14 protein-coding genes are annotated in these 17,279 nt (G+C 62.1%); 1 reads left to right on the top strand and 13 read right to left on the bottom strand.

The features are described from left to right. The 13 genes from gspM to BLT42_RS00970 all read right to left on the bottom strand — a co-directional run bounded on the left by gspM (position 1) and on the right by BLT42_RS00970 (position 16,071). Positions 1-498 carry a type II secretion system protein GspM gene (gspM, locus tag BLT42_RS01030; protein WP_091765414.1) on the bottom strand — a complete coding sequence of 166 codons (498 nt, stop codon included), beginning with the start codon at positions 496-498 and terminating at the stop codon, positions 1-3. Beyond that, positions 495-1,718 (bottom strand): type II secretion system protein GspL, encoded by a 1,224-nt coding sequence (gene gspL, locus BLT42_RS01025; RefSeq protein WP_091765411.1) that lies wholly within the window; start codon positions 1,716-1,718, stop codon positions 495-497. Before gspL ends, gspM begins: the two co-directional genes overlap by 4 nt. After that, positions 1,715-2,704 (bottom strand): type II secretion system minor pseudopilin GspK, encoded by a 990-nt coding sequence (gene gspK, locus BLT42_RS01020; RefSeq protein WP_176780186.1) that lies wholly within the window; start codon positions 2,702-2,704, stop codon positions 1,715-1,717. The genes gspL and gspK overlap by 4 nt, the downstream gene beginning before the upstream one ends. Further along, positions 2,701-3,363 carry a GspJ family type II secretion system protein gene (locus tag BLT42_RS01015; protein WP_091765857.1) on the bottom strand — a complete coding sequence of 221 codons (663 nt, stop codon included), beginning with the start codon at positions 3,361-3,363 and terminating at the stop codon, positions 2,701-2,703. Before BLT42_RS01015 ends, gspK begins: the two co-directional genes overlap by 4 nt. Next, positions 3,360-3,737 (bottom strand): type II secretion system minor pseudopilin GspI, encoded by a 378-nt coding sequence (gene gspI, locus BLT42_RS01010; protein ID WP_091765405.1) that lies wholly within the window; start codon positions 3,735-3,737, stop codon positions 3,360-3,362. The genes BLT42_RS01015 and gspI overlap by 4 nt, the downstream gene beginning before the upstream one ends. Further along, positions 3,734-4,228: a GspH/FimT family pseudopilin gene (locus tag BLT42_RS01005; protein WP_091765402.1), complete on the bottom strand. Its 495-nt coding sequence runs from the start codon at positions 4,226-4,228 to the stop codon at positions 3,734-3,736. The genes gspI and BLT42_RS01005 overlap by 4 nt, the downstream gene beginning before the upstream one ends. Continuing rightward, complete coding sequence (gspG, locus tag BLT42_RS01000) at positions 4,225-4,677, bottom strand: type II secretion system major pseudopilin GspG (protein WP_091765399.1); 453 nt, start codon at positions 4,675-4,677, stop codon at positions 4,225-4,227. Before gspG ends, BLT42_RS01005 begins: the two co-directional genes overlap by 4 nt. A 10-nt stretch (positions 4,678-4,687) precedes the next feature. After that, positions 4,688-5,929: a type II secretion system F family protein gene (locus BLT42_RS00995; protein WP_091765396.1), complete on the bottom strand. Its 1,242-nt coding sequence runs from the start codon at positions 5,927-5,929 to the stop codon at positions 4,688-4,690. Further along, entirely contained in the window at positions 5,916-7,424 is a 1,509-nt protein-coding gene (locus BLT42_RS00990; protein ID WP_324609745.1) for a GspE/PulE family protein, read from the bottom strand. The genes BLT42_RS00995 and BLT42_RS00990 overlap by 14 nt, the downstream gene beginning before the upstream one ends. 2 nt (positions 7,425-7,426) lie before the next feature. Further along, positions 7,427-9,373 carry a type II secretion system secretin GspD gene (gspD, locus tag BLT42_RS00985; RefSeq protein ID WP_091765391.1) on the bottom strand — a complete coding sequence of 649 codons (1,947 nt, stop codon included), beginning with the start codon at positions 9,371-9,373 and terminating at the stop codon, positions 7,427-7,429. Next, on the bottom strand, positions 9,373-10,209 hold the full coding sequence (locus BLT42_RS00980) for a type II secretion system protein N (RefSeq protein ID WP_143023984.1): 837 nt from the start codon (positions 10,207-10,209) through the stop codon (positions 9,373-9,375). Before BLT42_RS00980 ends, gspD begins: the two co-directional genes overlap by 1 nt. Positions 10,210-10,466: 257 nt before the next feature. Beyond that, complete coding sequence (locus tag BLT42_RS00975) at positions 10,467-13,115, bottom strand: TonB-dependent receptor domain-containing protein (protein ID WP_233342241.1); 2,649 nt, start codon at positions 13,113-13,115, stop codon at positions 10,467-10,469. A gap of 100 nt (positions 13,116-13,215) precedes the next feature. Then, on the bottom strand, positions 13,216-16,071 hold the full coding sequence (locus BLT42_RS00970) for a hypothetical protein (protein WP_091765386.1): 2,856 nt from the start codon (positions 16,069-16,071) through the stop codon (positions 13,216-13,218). 651 nt (positions 16,072-16,722) lie between these two features. Between BLT42_RS00970 and BLT42_RS00965 the strand changes: the two genes are divergently transcribed. Further along, positions 16,723-17,070 carry a UrcA family protein gene (locus BLT42_RS00965; protein ID WP_091765383.1) on the top strand — a complete coding sequence of 116 codons (348 nt, stop codon included), beginning with the start codon at positions 16,723-16,725 and terminating at the stop codon, positions 17,068-17,070. Positions 17,071-17,279 lie beyond the last annotated feature (209 nt).

Below are 17,279 nucleotides of genomic sequence, written 5' to 3'. Positions count from 1 at the left end.
CTAATTCCCTGCCCTGGTCAGAACGAGATTGAGTTCGACCTGGTCACGGCCCAGCCGGGCCATGGTGATCGACATCACCTCAATGCCATAGCGGCGCTCCATCTCGATCAGCCAACCCATCGCGGCTCCGTAGTCAGCGCGGTCGATATGTACGCTCAGTCGTCCGTCGACGCCCGGGACAATGCCGGCAATGGCGATACGCCGCGAAGTCGCGGCCGCGCCAACTATTGTGCGCAGCGGCCGCGATGCCTCGTTCGAGCCGGGATTTGCCGCTGGCAGGACGGCATAATCGGCCAGGCCTTCCCGAATCTCGCGGTGCTGTTCGACAGCCGCTGCGTATTCGCGGCGGGCCCGCTCGTGAACATCAAGCAGCGGCCCGACCAAAAGGGTCTGGACCAGCCAGGCCAGCAAGAGGCCGGCGAGGGCCAGGGTCATCACTTGCTCGCGGCCCGTGCGGGCGGCCCAGAGCGCAGGAATGCTCGACAAAAGGGCGGTCATGGGATCCTCAGCGTGAAATCGCCGTCTATCCCGGCGGGGCCATCGCGCGCGCCCTGATCGACAAGCTCGATATTGCGCGCCTGCGCATCTTCACTCAGCGCATCGAAATCGGAGAAAACGTCATAGCGGGCCGAGACGCTGAGTTCCTGACGAGACTGATCATAGCGGATCGCCTGGATCACGACGGAATCATGCCCGTCTGACAGATTCGCCAGCGCAGCGAGCAGTGGCAGGAATTCGCCGCTTCGCTCGCGCCCGTGACGCTCGGCAAGCCGCTCGTCGAGAATCCTGCGGGCACGCACTGGGTCGAGCGAGCCGGAAATAGCAGGGAAAGCCGCCTGTACAAGCTCAACGCTGGCCGCATCATAACGGTCGGCCCGTTGCATCAGATAGACACTCTCGCCGATCATGAAGAGCCCCAGGCCAAGCAGAAGGCTGGCCGCGAGGGCAGCGCTGCGTGCAAACAGGCCAAGGGTCCGCGACCAGTCTATACCGGCGCCAAGCCTCTGACCGAACAGCGCCGGCATCCGTTTCAACACCCCCTCCGACAAGCCGCAAGCCGCCTGATCCAGCGGCCGGTCACGCAGGGGCCGTATGCTCTCCCCAGCGAGGCCAAGCGCTGGAGAGACCGCGAGCCGTCCCTCGCTCGCCGATGCTGTCAGGCTGTGAAGCAAGGAGTCGAACATGCGCCCGCTGCAGGCACCGCCAATCGCCCGGCCAGGCTGCCGCAACGCCTCCCCGTAGAAATAGATGACCCGGCCCTGCTCGTGGCGAAGGGTCAGCGCCGCGTCGCCTTCGGCAATAAGCAGGCAATCGGGGACCGTCGACACACTCCCGCGCAGGTAGGGCCGGCAGGTATCACGCCAGGCCTCAACCGCTGATTTGGCCGCGGCGAACACCCATCGCTGCCCATCCTCATCCGGAGCACCGATGGCGACATCGACCTCCTCCAGCCGGGAGGCGAGCTCTTCCTCGATGAGGAATGGCGCGGCCTGCCGGGCATCATGCTCCGACCGGGTCGGCAACACGGCCTGGCTCACAAAGACATCGTCGGACGGAAGGATGACAATGGTGGACCTGATTGCTTGCAGCAGCGCCGTATCGAGCGAAGCCGAATTGTCGCCGGAGGAGACCTGCACCACGGCCTCGTGGCCGCCTTCAAGGATTGACCATTGCAGGCCATCCGGCGGTGATGGGAACAGGACGAGGGTCTGACTCATTGGAACATTCCATGTCGCTGCGTCACACGCGTGATCTGCCGCCCGCCGCTCACTTCGATCTGCTCGCGCAACGCGTATCGAATGCCCGCGTATTGCACCGTGATGTCGATCTCGAAATACCGCGAGCTCACTCCCAATTCAGGCCGCTCTGCGGCATCGAGCTCGAGCGCGCGCATGATGTCTGTGGCCCAGAATGCCTCGATATCGGCATAGCCGGCCGCCGGCCGCTGTAGCAGAACGGTCTCGGCCTCGGCCCGGGTAAGGGCGCCATTCAGTGCTGCCATCAGCAAGGGGGCCTGATCGAGCCGCAATGTATTGATATCGAGCGCCAGGGGTACAGCGCCGGGGAAGGCGCAGATCAACGGCGCCACACGCGAATAGGCGTCGGTCGTGACACCGGCGACCGCACGCAACTCCCCCGCTTCCGACAGATAGGTATTGCCGGTGCGGTAGGCGCGCCCGTCGCGCAGATAGATATCGTCCTCGGCGCCGGACGTGACCGGTCGCAGATCGCTATCGAGCCAATCAGCCGTCGCCGCGGCAATCTGGACTGCCTGCCCGGCTGGGATCCCGGTCTCTCTCAGAAGGCGCTCGAACTGGGGTTGCTGATCAGCGTTGATCGCAAGCCTGCCCTGGGCATCAGCGGTCACCAGCGCGTTGGGGTTGAAGCAATTATGGGCATCACGGATCTCGCCGGTAATCTGGCCGCCCTCTATCGGGAAAACGCGCGGTGTGTTGAGCCAGCCGGCATCGGGTCGGAAGGCCTGACTGGGATCGTCGAGGGCCCGTAGCAGCAAGGCCTCGGCATAATCGCGCGCGCCGAGCACATACCAGTGCGCCTGATCCCGCACCTCCATATTGGCGGCCTGGCGCAGCGAGAAACGCATCCCGGAGGTCATGGCCAGCGCCAGGCTCGACATCAGCGCCACCAATAGGATCGCCGTGATCAACGCCGCACCAGCCTGCTTGTCCGCGCGCCCGATCACGCCACAACCCTCGTAGTCGAGGTCAGGACAAAGTGCTCCAGCCGGCCCAGACCGGCGAGGCTGTAGTGCAAACGCACAGCGCGCGGCAGTTCGGCGGCCTGGTTGGCAGGACCAGCCGGCACCCATATCGTATCGACCCAGGCCGCTCCGACGAGAGCTTCGAGCCCGACCTCGCTGACACCCTCGATCAGGATCTGTTCGCGAAACCCGTTTGTCAGACCGGCATCAGGATGACCTCGCACCCGCCGCACGATGCGGTCGCCCCGCAGGACGTATTCCACACGTATCAGGGAGCTGCGTCTCCGGCCCACGCTCGTATCGGTGGCACCTCCGCGCGTAAAGACGAGCAAGACTAGATCGGTCGGCACCGCCTTGTGACGATCCGGGACGCCATTGGTTGCAGCAGCAAACACGACCGGGTCGCGCATCCCATCGGCTTCACGCACCGGCCGTAGCGCCAGCTGTCCCATATCGTCCCGCAGCATCACCCGAAACCGGTCGAGCGAACCCACACGGTCGAGCGCGCCATCAACCTGTTCCGAACCCTGCACGCTGGCCGAAAGCAAGGTCACCGCCATGCTGGCCATCAGGGCAAAGACAAAAGACGCGACCAGGATTTCGAGCAAAGAGAAGCCGGCCTGGTTGGTGGGAGTGCTCATCCGCCGCTCCCGCGCCGAAAGGTCTCGAGCCGGGCCAGTTCGCTGCCCGTGCCGCCCGCATTGACGAGCAAGATCAGGCGCTGCAGATCGCGGTCGGTGGTCGGCTCGACCAGGAGCTGCCAGGCATAGCTGCCACCGGCCAGCTCATACGTTCCCGCATCGCCGCCGCGCAGCCGAGGTTCCAGCAGAGCCTGGTTGAGTAGATTTTCGGCAGCCATCACCGCCAGGGCGCGCTCCTGGATGACGGCCGCATTACGGGTCGAGCTCTGCATCAGACTGAGCATACCAATCCCGCCCAACGCCAGGACCACCAGCGCCATCATGACCTCGATCAGGGAGAAACCGGCCTCGCTATGGGAGCTGCAAGGCTTCATCCCGCGACGGCTTCCACACGCAGGCGTCCGGCATCGTCGAGCAGGATCGCGTAAGTCTGACCCCGCTCCTCCAACAGGAGCCGGAACGGATCGTTGAAACCGGCAGGGTCGAAGAATGCCGCGGGATACACGGCCACACCCTCGGGGTGCCAGGCCAGGGCGATGGTATCGCTGCGCAGTGTCATCTCAGAGGCAAAGCCGCGCGGCTGCAGGGTCGGGTGGTTGCGCAGCGGTCGCCACTCGCCGTCGACATAATTGGTGAAGGCATAGCCACCATCTGTGAGCGTCAGCCCAACCGGTTGACCGGAGATCACGGCTTCCTGCTCGGCATCGTGAAGCCGCACAACCAGGCGCTCCGCTTCGCGGCGCAGCGGTGTGCGCTCGGGACTGGCGGCGAGCGCGATCGTGGTCGCCATCAGTGCCATGATCGAGACCGCGACCAGCACTTCAAGCAAGGAAAAACCTGACTCCTTCTCGGCATTCATGCTCATGATTCGCGCTCCCAGTTGCCAATATCGGCATCGAGCCCCTCGCCGCCTTCGCGGCCATCGCGGCCGAGCGAAAACACGTCAAACACGCCGTATTGGCCGGGATAGACATATTGATAGGCATGGCCCCACGGGTCGGCCGGGAGGCGACGGATATAACCCTGTTCACGATAGGCCGCGCCGGGTCCCGCAGGCACTTCAACGAGAGCCTGAAGCCCCTCTTCCACTGACGGATAGCGGCGCGCGTCGAGCCGGAATGCGTCGAGCGCCTGCTCCAGCACTGCGATATCGGCGGAGGCCTTCTGGACCATCGCCTGATCCTGAGCTGGCATGACATTGATCACCACAATCGTGGCCAGCAGACCAAGGATCGAGATGGAAATCATGATCTCGAGCAGGGAGAAACCGGCTTCGCTGCCGGTCGTATCAGTGTCTTCATCATACGGGGTCATGAGGGCCTCCTTAACCGAGGACGAGCGTGTTGAGTTGCAGGATCGGCAACAGGATGGAAAGAACGATCAGGACGACGATCAGCCCCAGAACCAGGATAATTCCCGGCTCCAATAACGACAGGCTGACCGCGATCGAGCTGTCGATATCCCGACCGAGCTGGTCGGCGGCACGCCCGAACATCTCGTCGAGCCGGCCCGAGCGTTCGCCCGCCGCGACCATGTAGATCACCAGCGACGGAATCCAGCCACCGCGGGTCAGGGCGTCGGACAGACCGCGACCGCTCTCCACGTCCGAGACGACGACCGCGATCATCTCCCGAAATGCGTGGTTTGCACCGGCCCGACCTGCAGCCCTCAAGGCGTCAGGCAAGACCGTGCCCGAGGTGATGAGGATGGACATGGTACGGGCAAAGGCTGCCGCCTCGACCTGGCGCAAAAACGCGCCGATCAAGGGCACCCGGACGACGACCGCGTCATGGATCCGGCGATAGCCGGGCTGACGATAAGCCAGGATAAAGGCGATCGCACTGCCGGCCAGACCTGCGGCAATCCAGGGCCAGGATGTCGCGAGGAAGCTGGAGATCGCGATCATGCTGCGGGTCAAAGTCGGCAGACTGACCCCCATGCCGGTGAATTGTTCGGCGAGACGGGGCACGACGAAAAGCATCAACATGGTGATGACGCCGATCGCGACCACGGCAAGCACCGCCGGATGGACCAGCGCACCGACAACCTTGTTGCGGACGGCATCTTCGGTTTCGAGATGGTCGGACAGGCGCGACAGCACCATGCCGAGGCTGCCACTGGCCTCGCCTGCAGCGATCAGGGCCCGATAGACAGGCGGAAAACTGCCAGGAGCAGCGGCCATCGCGTCGGCCAGCCGACTGCCCTCGGTAACGCGGGCGCGCACTGCCATGATGATGCGCCGCATCGCATGTTTTTCGAGCTGGCGTCCAACCAGGTCCAGCGATTCCTCGACCGGCATACCGGCCTCGATCAGCGCCGCCAATTGGCGGGTGATGAGCATCAGGTCGCGCGTTCCCAGATCGCGCCGCGAGACGTATTCGATCAATTGGCCAACCGCAGTGCCCGGCGCTTGCACGCCACGACGTGAATCGGCCTGGCGCAGGGCCAGCGGCGCCAGGTGCTGCAGGCGCAATTCGCGCCGCGCGGCCAGTTCCGAGTCCGCCGTGATCAGGCCGGTCTTCTTGTGCCCGCGGCCGTCAAGCGCACTATATTCAAACGCTGGCATGACGTACGCCCCCGTCATCACGGCACAGGCGCAGCACTTCGGCCAGGCTGGTCTCGCCACGCAAGGCCAGACACGCACCATTCTCAAACAGCGTCTGAGTGTGCGCGAAGGCGTGAGCTGCCATCTCGCTTTCGCGTGCATCCTCATGAATGAGTTTGCGCAGGACTTCGTCGACCTCGACGATTTCGTAAATCCCGACGCGGCCCGCATAGCCCAGCGACTTGCAGTTCGAGCATCCCGTGGGCCGGTAGAGCATCACATCCTCCGCCTCGTCGAGACCGAGGATGGCCCGCTCGGCCCGATCTGGCGCATAGGGCTCGCGACAGGCATGGCAAAGACGGCGCACCAGCCGCTGGGCGATGATCGCGGTGAGGGTCGAAGCGAGCAGATAGGATTCGGCCCCCATATCGCGCAGGCGCGCGATCGCTGCGACGGCGGAGTTTGTATGAACGGTCGAAAGCACCAGATGCCCGGTCAGGCTGGCCTGCACGGCGACTTCTGCCGTCTCGGCATCCCGGATTTCGCCGACCATCACGATATCGGGATCCTGGCGCAGGATGGCGCGCAGACCGCCGGCGAAAGTCATCCCGATCTTGGTGTTGACCTGGGTCTGCCCGATCCCGTCGACGGCGTATTCGATCGGGTCCTCGACCGTAAGGATATTGCGCGCCAGCGTATTGAGCTGGTTGAGGCCTGAATACAGCGTCGTGGTCTTGCCTGCACCGGTCGGCCCCGTCACGAGGACGATGCCGTTGGGTTGCGCGAGCGCCCGCTCATACGCGGCGAGCACCTCTGCGGACATGCCCAGATCATCGAGCCGGAACCGCGCATCCGAATTGTCGAGCAGCCGCAGAACGACCCGCTCCCCATTTCGCGACGGCAGCGTGGAGACGCGAATATCAACAGACTTGCTGCCGAGTGAAAGCGACAGGCGGCCATCCTGGGGAAGCCGCTTTTCCGCGATATCCAGACGCGCCATCACCTTGATCCGTGACACCAGGAGCTTCGAGAGTTTCGCAGAAACGCTGGCCGCCTCCTTCATCACGCCGTCGATACGATAGCGGATGACGACGCGATCACTGAAGGATTCGACGTGCACATCGGAGGCCTGCATGCGCACGGCCTCGGCGATTAGTCCGTTTATCAGGCGGATCACCGGGGCGCTGGAAGAGTCATCCAGCAGGTCTTCCGACTGGGGAATCTGGTCAATCAGATCGGAGAGCGACTCGCCCCGTGTGGTTTCCTCAAGCTCGGTCTCGTCGAGCCCGGCATAGGCGTAAATATCGCGCAGGAGCTGATCATACTCGACCGTACCCAGCTCGCTGACGGGATAATTGCCTCCAACCACCCGGCGCACCTCAAGCAAGCGCAGCCGGTCCGCACCCGTCCTGACCACATATCGCGGCGCATCGCCGGGAATGAAGGCGATCCCCGCCTGGCGCGCAAAGGCGTAACGCACCGGCGGCAGGGAGTTGGAGCTCTGGCTGTCGGCCACGATCAGTCCCCAACCTCCGGCAGGCGCGTCGAGGTCGCATCCATCATGCCCATCAAGGCTTCCAGGCTGCTCGCACCGTCGGGGTGGGACAGACGCTGCTCGCGCGTGATGTAATCATACCGGCCATCGGTCACGGCCCGCATGTCGGCCGCGCTTCTGATAATGGTCGGACGAATGAAGATCATGAGATTGGTGCGGTGCGTGGAGCGCGAACGCGACCGGAACAGATTGCCGATCCCGGGCAGGCTGCCGAGCACAGGCACCTGGGAATTATTCACGTCATCATCTTGCTGTATGAGCCCGCCGAGCACGATGATTTCGCCATTGTCGGCGAGAACAGTGGTTGTCACGCGGCGCTTGTTTGTCACCAGATCGGTGGAGTCGCCCACCACGGTTCCGGCGATACTCGAGACTTCCTGTTCGATATAGAGCCGAACCGTTCCGCCCTCTGTGATCTGCGGCCGGACCAGGAGTTTAACGCCGACCTCCTCGCGTTCAATGGTGCGGAAGGGGTTGGAATTGTTGTTGCCAAGGGCCTCACCGGTTGTGATCGGGATTTCCTGACCGGAGATGAAACTCGCCTCCTCATTGTCCATGGCCAGGATGGACGGCGTCGCGAGCACGTTGGAATCGACGTCATTCTCCACGGCATTGAGCACCAGGCCAAACAGTCCGCCATTGCCCAATTGTCCCCCCAGGCCAAACGCGCCACCACGCACGCCCAGCAGAGAGGCCAGTGCCGCATCCCTGAGCTCACCGATCGTGGCATCGGCGCTGTCACCGGGCACCGCAACCGCGCCGGCAAGGGCGAGAAGATCGGGATTGGACGCGGAGTAACGTGTAAGGGCCAGCGGCGTACTGCTGTCATCGCCGCCGGCGAGCATCATCTGAACCCCGAGTTCGCGGGCCGCGCTGTCAGAAATCTCGACGATAATCCCCTCGACAAGGACTTGCGGGCGGCGCACGTCGAGCTGACGGATAACGCGCTCAAGCTCGCGCTGGACATCGATGCTGGCATTGATGACGAGCGCATTGGTCGGCGCGTGGTGGGCGACCGTCGGCCGCCGGTCGCCCGGCGCCCCTGCGCTCATTGCGTCGACCATTTCCTCAAGGATTGGCAGCAACATTTCGCCGTCGGCATTGTTGAGATAAACGACGCGGAAGCCTTGGTTGGAGACGCTCGCCCCGTCGACGCGACGGATCAAGGCGGCCATATCACGCACAGCATTTGCGGTGCCGCGCAGCAGTAATGTGTTCGACGATGAGAGTGGCGCGACGGTGACGCCGCTACGGGTTTGCCCCTCGCCCGTGCCGCCCGAACTGTTCGAGCGCTGGATGATCAGACTCATCTCCGAGGCCGAAGCATTCTCCAGCTCGACCATTTCATAAACGGCAGTATCGCGATCGAGATCACGTACAACCTCCCGGATGCGCTGCATATTTTCGGCGAAGTCGACAATGACGAGTGCGTTTCTGCCCGGCGCAGCATTGACGCTGCCCTGCGGGTGAATAATCGGACGCAACACGGCAAGCGCATCCTGGGCGCTGGCATGCTGGAGATGGATTACCTGGGTGGCATATTGGTCGCCGCGAATTTCCGCATTGACCGGGCTGACCGAACGCGCACCGGCCTGGTCCGGCACGATCTGGAAGGCGCCCGAGGCCGTCGGCACGACAACATAGCCATGCACCCGCATCGTCGACAGGAAGACCTGGAAATACTCATCAGCGGTCAGCGGGCTTTGCGACGTGATAGTGACCCGCCCCCGCACGGATGGGTCGACGATGAAAGTGTGACCGGTGACCGCCGAGACATCGTCGATCACGGTCTGGATATCAGCCTGATTGAAATTGACGATACTGTCCTGGGCCTGGGCCTGATCGGCCCCCGAGATGAGGATAGCCATCACCGCGATAAAGGCGGCGACTCGTTTTGAGATCGAAAGCATCAGGACAAATCCACCTGGAGGGTCAGCGGCACACCGCCGCGCCGGATTGAAAGAGAGATTGTTTCGCGCCCCTGCAGGCTCTCGAACAGCTCAGCCACATCGCCCGCCTCGGCCAGAATCTGGCCGTCAACGGCGAGCAGGATGTCGTCGCGACGCAGCCCGAGGGCGGTGAGGACGACATCGGATTCGGTCGCCATGCGATAGCCAATCAGCGCTCGCCCCTCGAACACCGGTTCGACGCGGAAGATGTCCCCAGGTGCCCGTCCCCGTGTGCGTCCGGCAGACGCAGGGGCTGCAGCGGGGGCAGCCGCCGCGACCGAATGTCGGGTTTCGCGCAAGACGAGCGCTTCCAGCACGCCACGGCGGTCAATGATGATGCGATCCTCGTCGAGCGAATGCAGTGTGACGCCATCGACGATTTCATCGCCCTGGCGGAATAATCCGTCCCGGCCATCCGGCGTTTGCAGGAAGGCGACGCCGCCGGCAGCGGTCTGCCCGGTGCGGATGCCGCGCACGACCAGATTGAGGCGGGATTCCGGGATTGCGGCGATTTCGACCGCGCTCGACAGGGAGGCCGTGCGATCGGCGAATAATTGCGCCGACGGCAAGCCGCCGATTTCGGAGGCGTAGCTTGCATCTCTGGTGCGGCCGCCAGACTGGACAGCATCGTCGAACGACATGTTCGATGCACTGGCGCCAAAGGCGATGAACCAGATTATGTGGGCCAGCAGAAGGCCGAGCAGGGCGACGAGGACAATCTCGAAGCCACTCGCCAGAGCAGATAGCGTCCGATGACGACCGGATCCTGTAACCAGATATTGTGCCAACTTGCTCATGCCGACTTCGCCCACAGCATGATCCGGGTCACGGACCAGCGAAAAGGGTCGCGATGCCGACCCCTGTTGGCCTTTCGATTACACGTGACTCCCGACAGTTCTGCGACACCCGCATGACAGTTTCGCAACACCGCGAAAAGCCGACTCAAAGGGAGGGAATGGGAGGCGGCGAGCCGGCGGGGTTCCATGGCCCGGTAGAGGGCCGGCCGGGGGCCGACGTGCGGGGCGGACACAGAGGCCCGCCCCGGTCGTTTGGGCTACCAGGTCCGGCTCACCGAGACGCTGAACGTGGTACCCAGATCATAGGTATCGACGGCCAGTTCGGTGCCGCCGGCATTCTGGGTGGCGCTATAGCCATCACCGAGAATATTGCGAACCGAGAAGCCCACATCCCAGTCTGCTTCCGCGACATTGATCGTGCGGCTGTAGACGAAGTCGAGGGATGACGGGACCTGCTCGACAATCTCGGGGAGACTGTCTGACAGGTTGGCCACAGCCCGGGTCCGGTCACTGACGTAATTGTAGAGCAATGCACCGCGCGCCCGGCCATCGAAGGTTTCGAAGCCGACCTGCACGTTGAACAAATGCTCAGACTGACCCTGCAGGGCCCGGCCATCTTCAATGAAGCCGGCGGCGCTGAGCACCAGCGCCTGCGGGTTGCCGAAGGCACCCTGGGCGACAGTGACACTACCTTCACCCGACACTTCCGACTGGATGTAGGTGTAGTTGGTCTTCACGAACCATTCGCGGTCATTGAAGAAAGGCTGATCCCAACTATCCGAGAAATCGAAGGTTTTCTCGTACTCGAACTCGGCCCCTGTCAGGGTCGCGCTCGGTGCGTTGATGAAGGAGGTATTGAGGCCATCACCGATCGGGATGATGAACTCCTCGATCGGATTGGTCAGCTCCTTGTAAAAGGCACCAACCGTGACGAATTGTTCCCGGCCGAAATAGTATTCGAGGCGGGCGTCATAGTTCGTGATCTCGGTGTTTTCCAGATAGGGATTACCCTGGAAACGCTGATCGGTTTCGGTGTTGAAGAACTCGGCAAAGGCGAGCTCGCGGAATTGCGGGCGGGCGATCGTCTGGGAGTAACCGGTGCGCAGCTGGAGATTGTCAGCGAAGGTCCAGGTCAGCGTCAGTGCTGGCAGGACATAGTCTTCCTGCTGCTGGGTTTCGACCAGGCCGCTGTCCGCCGCACTGGCCGGGAAAGCGAAGGTGTCGACACTCAACTCACCGTCTTCGAAACGCGCCCCGAATGCAGCCCGGACAAAGTCGGTCAACTCAAGATCGGCGCCGACATAATAGGCATCGACGTCAAGCTGGCCGTGATAAGCTTCCGGCAGGGACAGGCCACCGGTCTCGATGAGACGCAGGCGTTCATCCGTGATGTTCTGGTTCGCAAAAATATAGTCGATACGGCTGCTCAGAAGCTCGGACGGGATGCCGACCGAACCCGGTGCGAAGGAGAAGCGACGCGTCCAGGCATCACGCTCGCGGCTGGTATTGGCGTAACCGGCCGTCAGCGAGACGTCCATCGATCCCAGCTCGACGGGAAGTTCGAGATCGATCCCGTAGTCGGAGGTGTTGTCTTCAACCTCGGAGAAGGAGGTCGAGTTGCCGTTGACCGTGCCTTCATAGACATAGCCAGCCCCAGTATGGGCGTATTCGGCATTGCGCTGATAGGGCGCGTCACGGGTCGCAGTCGCATCGGACACCCGCCATTCGACAGACAAGCCACCGAGGCTTTCAAACAAGTGTTCACCGGTCAGCTGATTGAACAGAACCTGCCGCTCGAACCATTCAGTGCTGTCGGTGCGGAAAACGCCATTGGCACCCGCGTTGAACTCTTCCTCTATGCGCGCCTCTTTCGAGGTCGAACGCAGCGCCATGGTCAGGAAATTGATCGAGTGATTGGTGTAGAAATCGACACCAACGGACACCATTCCGGACACATCGATCGTGTTTTCGGTGCCGAGGAAATTATTGATCCCCCGGCCGGGAAGGGCGATGCCCGAACGGTCGGCGAGCGGTGGTCCGTTTTCATAGACCAGCTCATCGCCTGCGCCGATCCGACCCTTGCCACGCTGGCCCTCACGGGTCTCCCATGCATTGCTGTACTGGAAGGCCGCGATCACGCCGAGCGAGAAATTCTGGAAATCATAACGGTCACCGGCATTGAACGAGACCGCGCCATTGGCGTCGGTATCGACATTCTGGATAACCCAAAGCTCGGAATTGACGAGCGAGCGGCCGATCGCCTGCTGCTGGTCGGCCGGTAGATTGTTTCCAACGCGTGTGGTCTCGAACACCGAGGCCAGCTCGGCCGGGATGTCACGCAGACCGTCATCATAGCCCATCCAGTCCGTGTCTGAGCCGTGATAGGTGAGGCCGTGATTTCCGGTCGTGATCGTGTTGAAACTGCCATCGACGCCGGCCGTGAAGAAACCTTCCTCCGGCAGGGCCGAGGTCTCGATCCCGATGACACCACCGCCGAACTCACCGGGGAAACGCGGCGAGAAGGTTTTCTGGACCAGAACACTGGACAGGATATTTGTCGGGAAGATATCGAGCGGGGCAGCGCGCCGGAACGGTTCCGGCGATGGCATCGGCGAGCCATTGAGCAGCGTGTTGGAATAACGCTCATTCAGACCGCGAACAACGACAAACCGGCCCTGGGTGGTCGACAGGCCGGTGATACGCACAAGCGCGCCGGCGAGATCAGAATCGCCGGTCGTGAGCAGGTCGTCGATCGAAAGGGACGCCGAAACCTCGGAGGTCACGCGGCGAGCTTCGGGGATATACTGATAGCGCACCGTGATGACTTCAACATCACTGGGGCTTTCCGCATCCTGCGCGAACGCAGCGGCCGGCACCAGCGTCGTTGACGCGAGGAGTGCGGCCATGAATGCCATACGATTCGTTTTCATCTTCATCACCGTGAGACTTCGGTTGAACGGAACCAGTTCCCGGCCGGCATCTGCCGGCCGGGAGAGCGGTCGTGCGTTACGGAGTGACCTGGAAAGTCCAGCCCTGGTACCAAGTGTCGTTGCTGTCCTCGACGGCACCGATATAGGTCACGGGTTCGAACCAGCTATCGAGCGCATTGACGTCGGTCGTGTTGACCGCCAGCTCGGTGGCACCGGGAACAACACCGGTGGAACCCGGGATGAAGGTGAAACCGCTCATCGAGTTCGTGATCTCGGCATTATCAGCCTGCCCCAGGAACCAGGTCGACAGATCGACTGGATCGCCGGCGGTTTCCTTGAAGTTGGTCAGGCAATCGAGCACGGTCGACTGGATGATGAGGTCTTCATCACCCGCGGCGCCGGTGGCACCGATACGGTCGAAGGTCTCGGCGTCGTCGACATTCAGGCAGGCATTGCCGAAATCGACCACGATACCGTTATAGAATTCGCCCGCGGTGCCGGCACGGATCAGCATGCCTTCATCGGAGTCATTCGAGCCCGCACCATTACGGCGACCGATCAGGGTAAAGTTCGAGATGCGGGGATTGGACCGTGGCAGAAGCGTGTTGTTCGACGATCGGTTGTCAAACTCGAAAGCTTGATCGCCATCATCCGACTGCTGGATGATCACGTATTGGGCGCGCCCGACCCAGCCATCGGTGTAGTCCATCGAGTCGTCGGAATTGCCGGTCAGCACCAGGTGGCGCAAATCGACGGCCCCGCCGAACATCTCAACACCGTCATCGGCATTATTGTGAACCTGGACGTAATCGACTTCCGTACCGCTACCGACAGCCTGGAAGGCGATACCGTTGAGCTCGTCCTCATTATTCACCTTGAAGCCGGCATAGCGGACTTGGGTGTAGAAGATATTGCCCGAGTCATCCGTCGGATCGGCACCACCGAACAAGCCGGAAGAGCCTTCACCGGATTTCTGACAATCGGCCGTACCGCCCGTTGCAGTACCGTCGATACAGGCGTTGATCGGTGCGCGGCCATTGATGACCAGACCGCCCCAAAGACCGATCTCGGTGGCGCCAACCGTGCCTTCCACATCCGAGCGGGCCGTCAATACGACGGGCGCGGTGCGGGTACCGTTGGAGCGAATGCTCGAGCCCCGGGCGATCACGATATAGTCGGAACCTGCCGAACCGAACACTGTGACACCCGGGTCAATCGTCAGCTCGACCTCGATGCCCGAGGGCGCAGGACTGGCGGCATCGGGACCTCGGTCAACACCGACGAACACCGGACCGACCAGTTCATAGACCGAGCCACGCGTCAGGTGCAGATCGGCAGTCACATTGCCGGTGATCTGGCAGATACGCTGATTGTTGATGACTTCAGCGGATTCGGTGGTGCCGGTCGGACAGCCCGGATCGGCGAAGAGATTGTAGGTCCAGCCCGCGGCCCAGTTCGAGGCCGCATTCTCGGAACCGGAGAAGGCACCGATATAGGTGGTCGGTTCGAACCATGGGTCGAGCGCGTTGACGTCGGTGGTGGCCACGGCCAGTTCGATCGGGCCCGGGAAGACGTCCGACATCGTGTTGTCGATTTCGGCATTGTTCGCCTGGCCGAGGAACCAGTCGGAAACATCGACCGGGTCGCCGGCCGTTTCCGAGAAGTTGACCACGCAGTCAAGCGCGACCGATTGCATGACCAGGTCTTCATCACCGGAAGCGCCGGTAGCGCCGATCCGGTTAAAGGTCTCGGTGTCATCGATGTCGAGGCAGTTGTCGCCGAAGTCGACCACGATGCCGTTATACAGCTCGCCAGCGGTCCCGGCCCGGATCAGCATGCCTTGATCGGAGTCGTTGGAACCCGTGCCGCCGCGCTGACCGACAAGGGTGAAGTTGGAAATGCGAGGATTGGAGCGTGGCAGCAAGGTGTTGTTCGACGACCGGTTGTCGAACTCGAAGCCCTGGTCGCCATCGGCCGACTGACGCACAAGCACATATTGTGCACGGCCACGCCAGCCATCGGTGTAGTCCATCGAGTCGTCGGAATTGCCGGTCAGCACCAGGTGGCGCAGATCGACGGCCCCGCCGAACATCTCAACGCCGTCATCGGCATTATTGTGGACCTGGACATAGTCGACTTCCGTGCCGCTGCCGACACCCTGGAAAGCAATGCCATTGAGCTCGTCTTCATTATTGACCTTGAAGCCGGCGAAGCGAACCTGGAGGTAACGCAGCGTCCCGGAATCATCGGCCGGGTTGTCGCCGCCGAACAGGCCGGAAGAGCCTTCACCGGACTTCACACAATCGGCAGAACCGCCAACAGCTGTGCCGTCGATACAGGCATTGATCGGTGCGCGGCCATTGATGACCAGACCGCCCCAAAGACCAATTTCGTTAGCGCCCACCGTGCCTTCAATGTCGGACCGGGAGGTCATCACGATCGGCGAGTCGGCGGTGCCGACTGCTTCGATGCGGGAACCGCGGGTGACGACGATGTAGTCGGAGCCGGCAGCGCCAAACAGAGTCGCGCCCGGGTTGATGGTCAGGGTAACCGGCGTGCCGCCAGCGGCCTCGCCATTGGGTTTTTGCGCCGTGGCGCCATCATCGAGACCGACAAAAACCGGTCCGGTGACGATCACACCGGCATTGGCAGCGATCGTCGTATTCGAAGTGATATTGCCGGTGATCTCACAGGCATTGATGGTGGTCGTACCGTGCGTAACGCTTGTCTCGCGGATCGAGCCGGTGCCGCAGCCTCCAGCCGGGACGAGATCGATCACCACATTACCGGTGCCGCCACCGCCGCCACCACCACCGGGGGGTGTTCCGACATTATTGCCGCCGGGCGACGAGATCGATGTATCCGAACAGGCTGCCAGCAGGACGCATGCGGTACTGGCCAGCAGAAATTTGCGGAATTCTTGCTTCGACATTTGAGGGACCCCCTAAAGAAACCGTGCAATGTGGGCCGATCCCGACCGACCCGTTTCGGCCTTGGCCCTATAGAGGCTGTGTGACGGTGCCGTGACGGGCTGCGGGCCTGCAGGCCAGCTGGCACAGGGGAAATCCGACTCTGCCGCGAGTTCGGAAATTCGGAAATTTCGGAAGAAGGGCGTCCAGAAATGGCGCGAGAGCCGGGCGCCTCCGAGGGATGCCCGGATGAGTGACGTGCTTGAAGTTTTTGTGACGTGTCATTGCGTTTGGTGCCGCCGGGCGCTTCACGGGCAGGAAGACGAATCGATCGCGCCTTCACGACCGCCTGTCATGCGCTGACCGCACCAGGCACAACCGGGTCCGGAAGCCGCTCTGTGGACAACTGGCGCACCTGCACTAAAAAGCAGGATAGTTTTCCTAGTATTTCGGAATTACCCGAAATCTGGAATATTCATTTCGCCACTAATTATGCTATTTCGGGAAATTTGGCATTCTTGTTTTGAAATACATAACATGTGGAATTAGAACAAAATATAGCAAACTTTGAATGATAGTACAGAGCATCTTTTCATCCGTACCCGGACGCGTTAGAATTGCGACAGTTAGATGTCAAACAGGACGTTTGGATCAATGAAACGGAGCAAATTATCATGATGCATTCCACCCGGCCGTTCGCCCTCGCAGGCGCCGTCTTCATGCTGCTGGGCGCCGCGCCTGCTGTGCAGGCGCAGTCCGCCAATGTCTTCACCTTCCAGACCGATCAGGCCACACTCCGGACAGAGACCGGAATCCTGGAAACCTATGAACGTCTGGTCACGCAAACCGGACAGTATTGCGAACAGTTTGACCTCGGCGCGATGAGCGAGCAGTGCGAAACTGAAGTTCTGGCGGCCGCCGTCGCCCAGGTTGACAGTCCCGGCCTCGCAGCGCTGCACGCCGCCCGGCTGGCCGAACAGGCCCTTCGCGCCCGGCAGGATGCGGCAACACCCACCAGCTAACCCGTCCGCCAAATTGCTATCGCAAGATTGGTCTACTCCCCGGCGGCGGCTGACGCCTGCTTCCCGGGGAGTTTTGGCCGGGCCCCGGCTCTGGCCGATGGCGATTTGCTGCGCTGCTCAAGCTGGCCCCGTTCGCGCAGGCAGGATCGGCCGCGAGCGACACAAAACCTTCATTTCACACCCCGCCTGCCGCTCGATATAGCTCCCGG

It is taken from the genome of Maricaulis salignorans, from assembly GCF_900103475.1.
Taxonomy (GTDB): domain Bacteria; phylum Pseudomonadota; class Alphaproteobacteria; order Caulobacterales; family Maricaulaceae; genus Maricaulis; species Maricaulis salignorans.
This window is presented reverse-complemented; position numbering and strand designations above follow the sequence as displayed.

Coding starts and splice junctions, on each gene's coding strand:
- gspI (WP_091765405.1), bottom strand. CDS start 3,737: ATGAAGCCTTGCAGCTCCCATAGCGAGGCCGGTTTCTCCCTGATCGAG.
- gspD (WP_091765391.1), bottom strand. CDS start 9,373: ATGCTTTCGATCTCAAAACGAGTCGCCGCCTTTATCGCGGTGATGGCT.
- gspM (WP_091765414.1), bottom strand. CDS start 498: ATGACCGCCCTTTTGTCGAGCATTCCTGCGCTCTGGGCCGCCCGCACG.
- BLT42_RS00975 (WP_233342241.1), bottom strand. CDS start 13,115: ATGGCCGCACTCCTCGCGTCAACGACGCTGGTGCCGGCCGCTGCGTTC.
- BLT42_RS00965 (WP_091765383.1), top strand. CDS start 16,723: ATGATGCATTCCACCCGGCCGTTCGCCCTCGCAGGCGCCGTCTTCATG.
- BLT42_RS01015 (WP_091765857.1), bottom strand. CDS start 3,363: ATGAGCACTCCCACCAACCAGGCCGGCTTCTCTTTGCTCGAAATCCTG.
- gspG (WP_091765399.1), bottom strand. CDS start 4,677: ATGACCCCGTATGATGAAGACACTGATACGACCGGCAGCGAAGCCGGT.
- BLT42_RS01005 (WP_091765402.1), bottom strand. CDS start 4,228: ATGAGCATGAATGCCGAGAAGGAGTCAGGTTTTTCCTTGCTTGAAGTG.
- BLT42_RS00970 (WP_091765386.1), bottom strand. CDS start 16,071: ATGTCGAAGCAAGAATTCCGCAAATTTCTGCTGGCCAGTACCGCATGC.
- BLT42_RS00980 (WP_143023984.1), bottom strand. CDS start 10,209: ATGAGCAAGTTGGCACAATATCTGGTTACAGGATCCGGTCGTCATCGG.
- gspL (WP_091765411.1), bottom strand. CDS start 1,718: ATGAGTCAGACCCTCGTCCTGTTCCCATCACCGCCGGATGGCCTGCAA.
- BLT42_RS00995 (WP_091765396.1), bottom strand. CDS start 5,929: ATGCCAGCGTTTGAATATAGTGCGCTTGACGGCCGCGGGCACAAGAAG.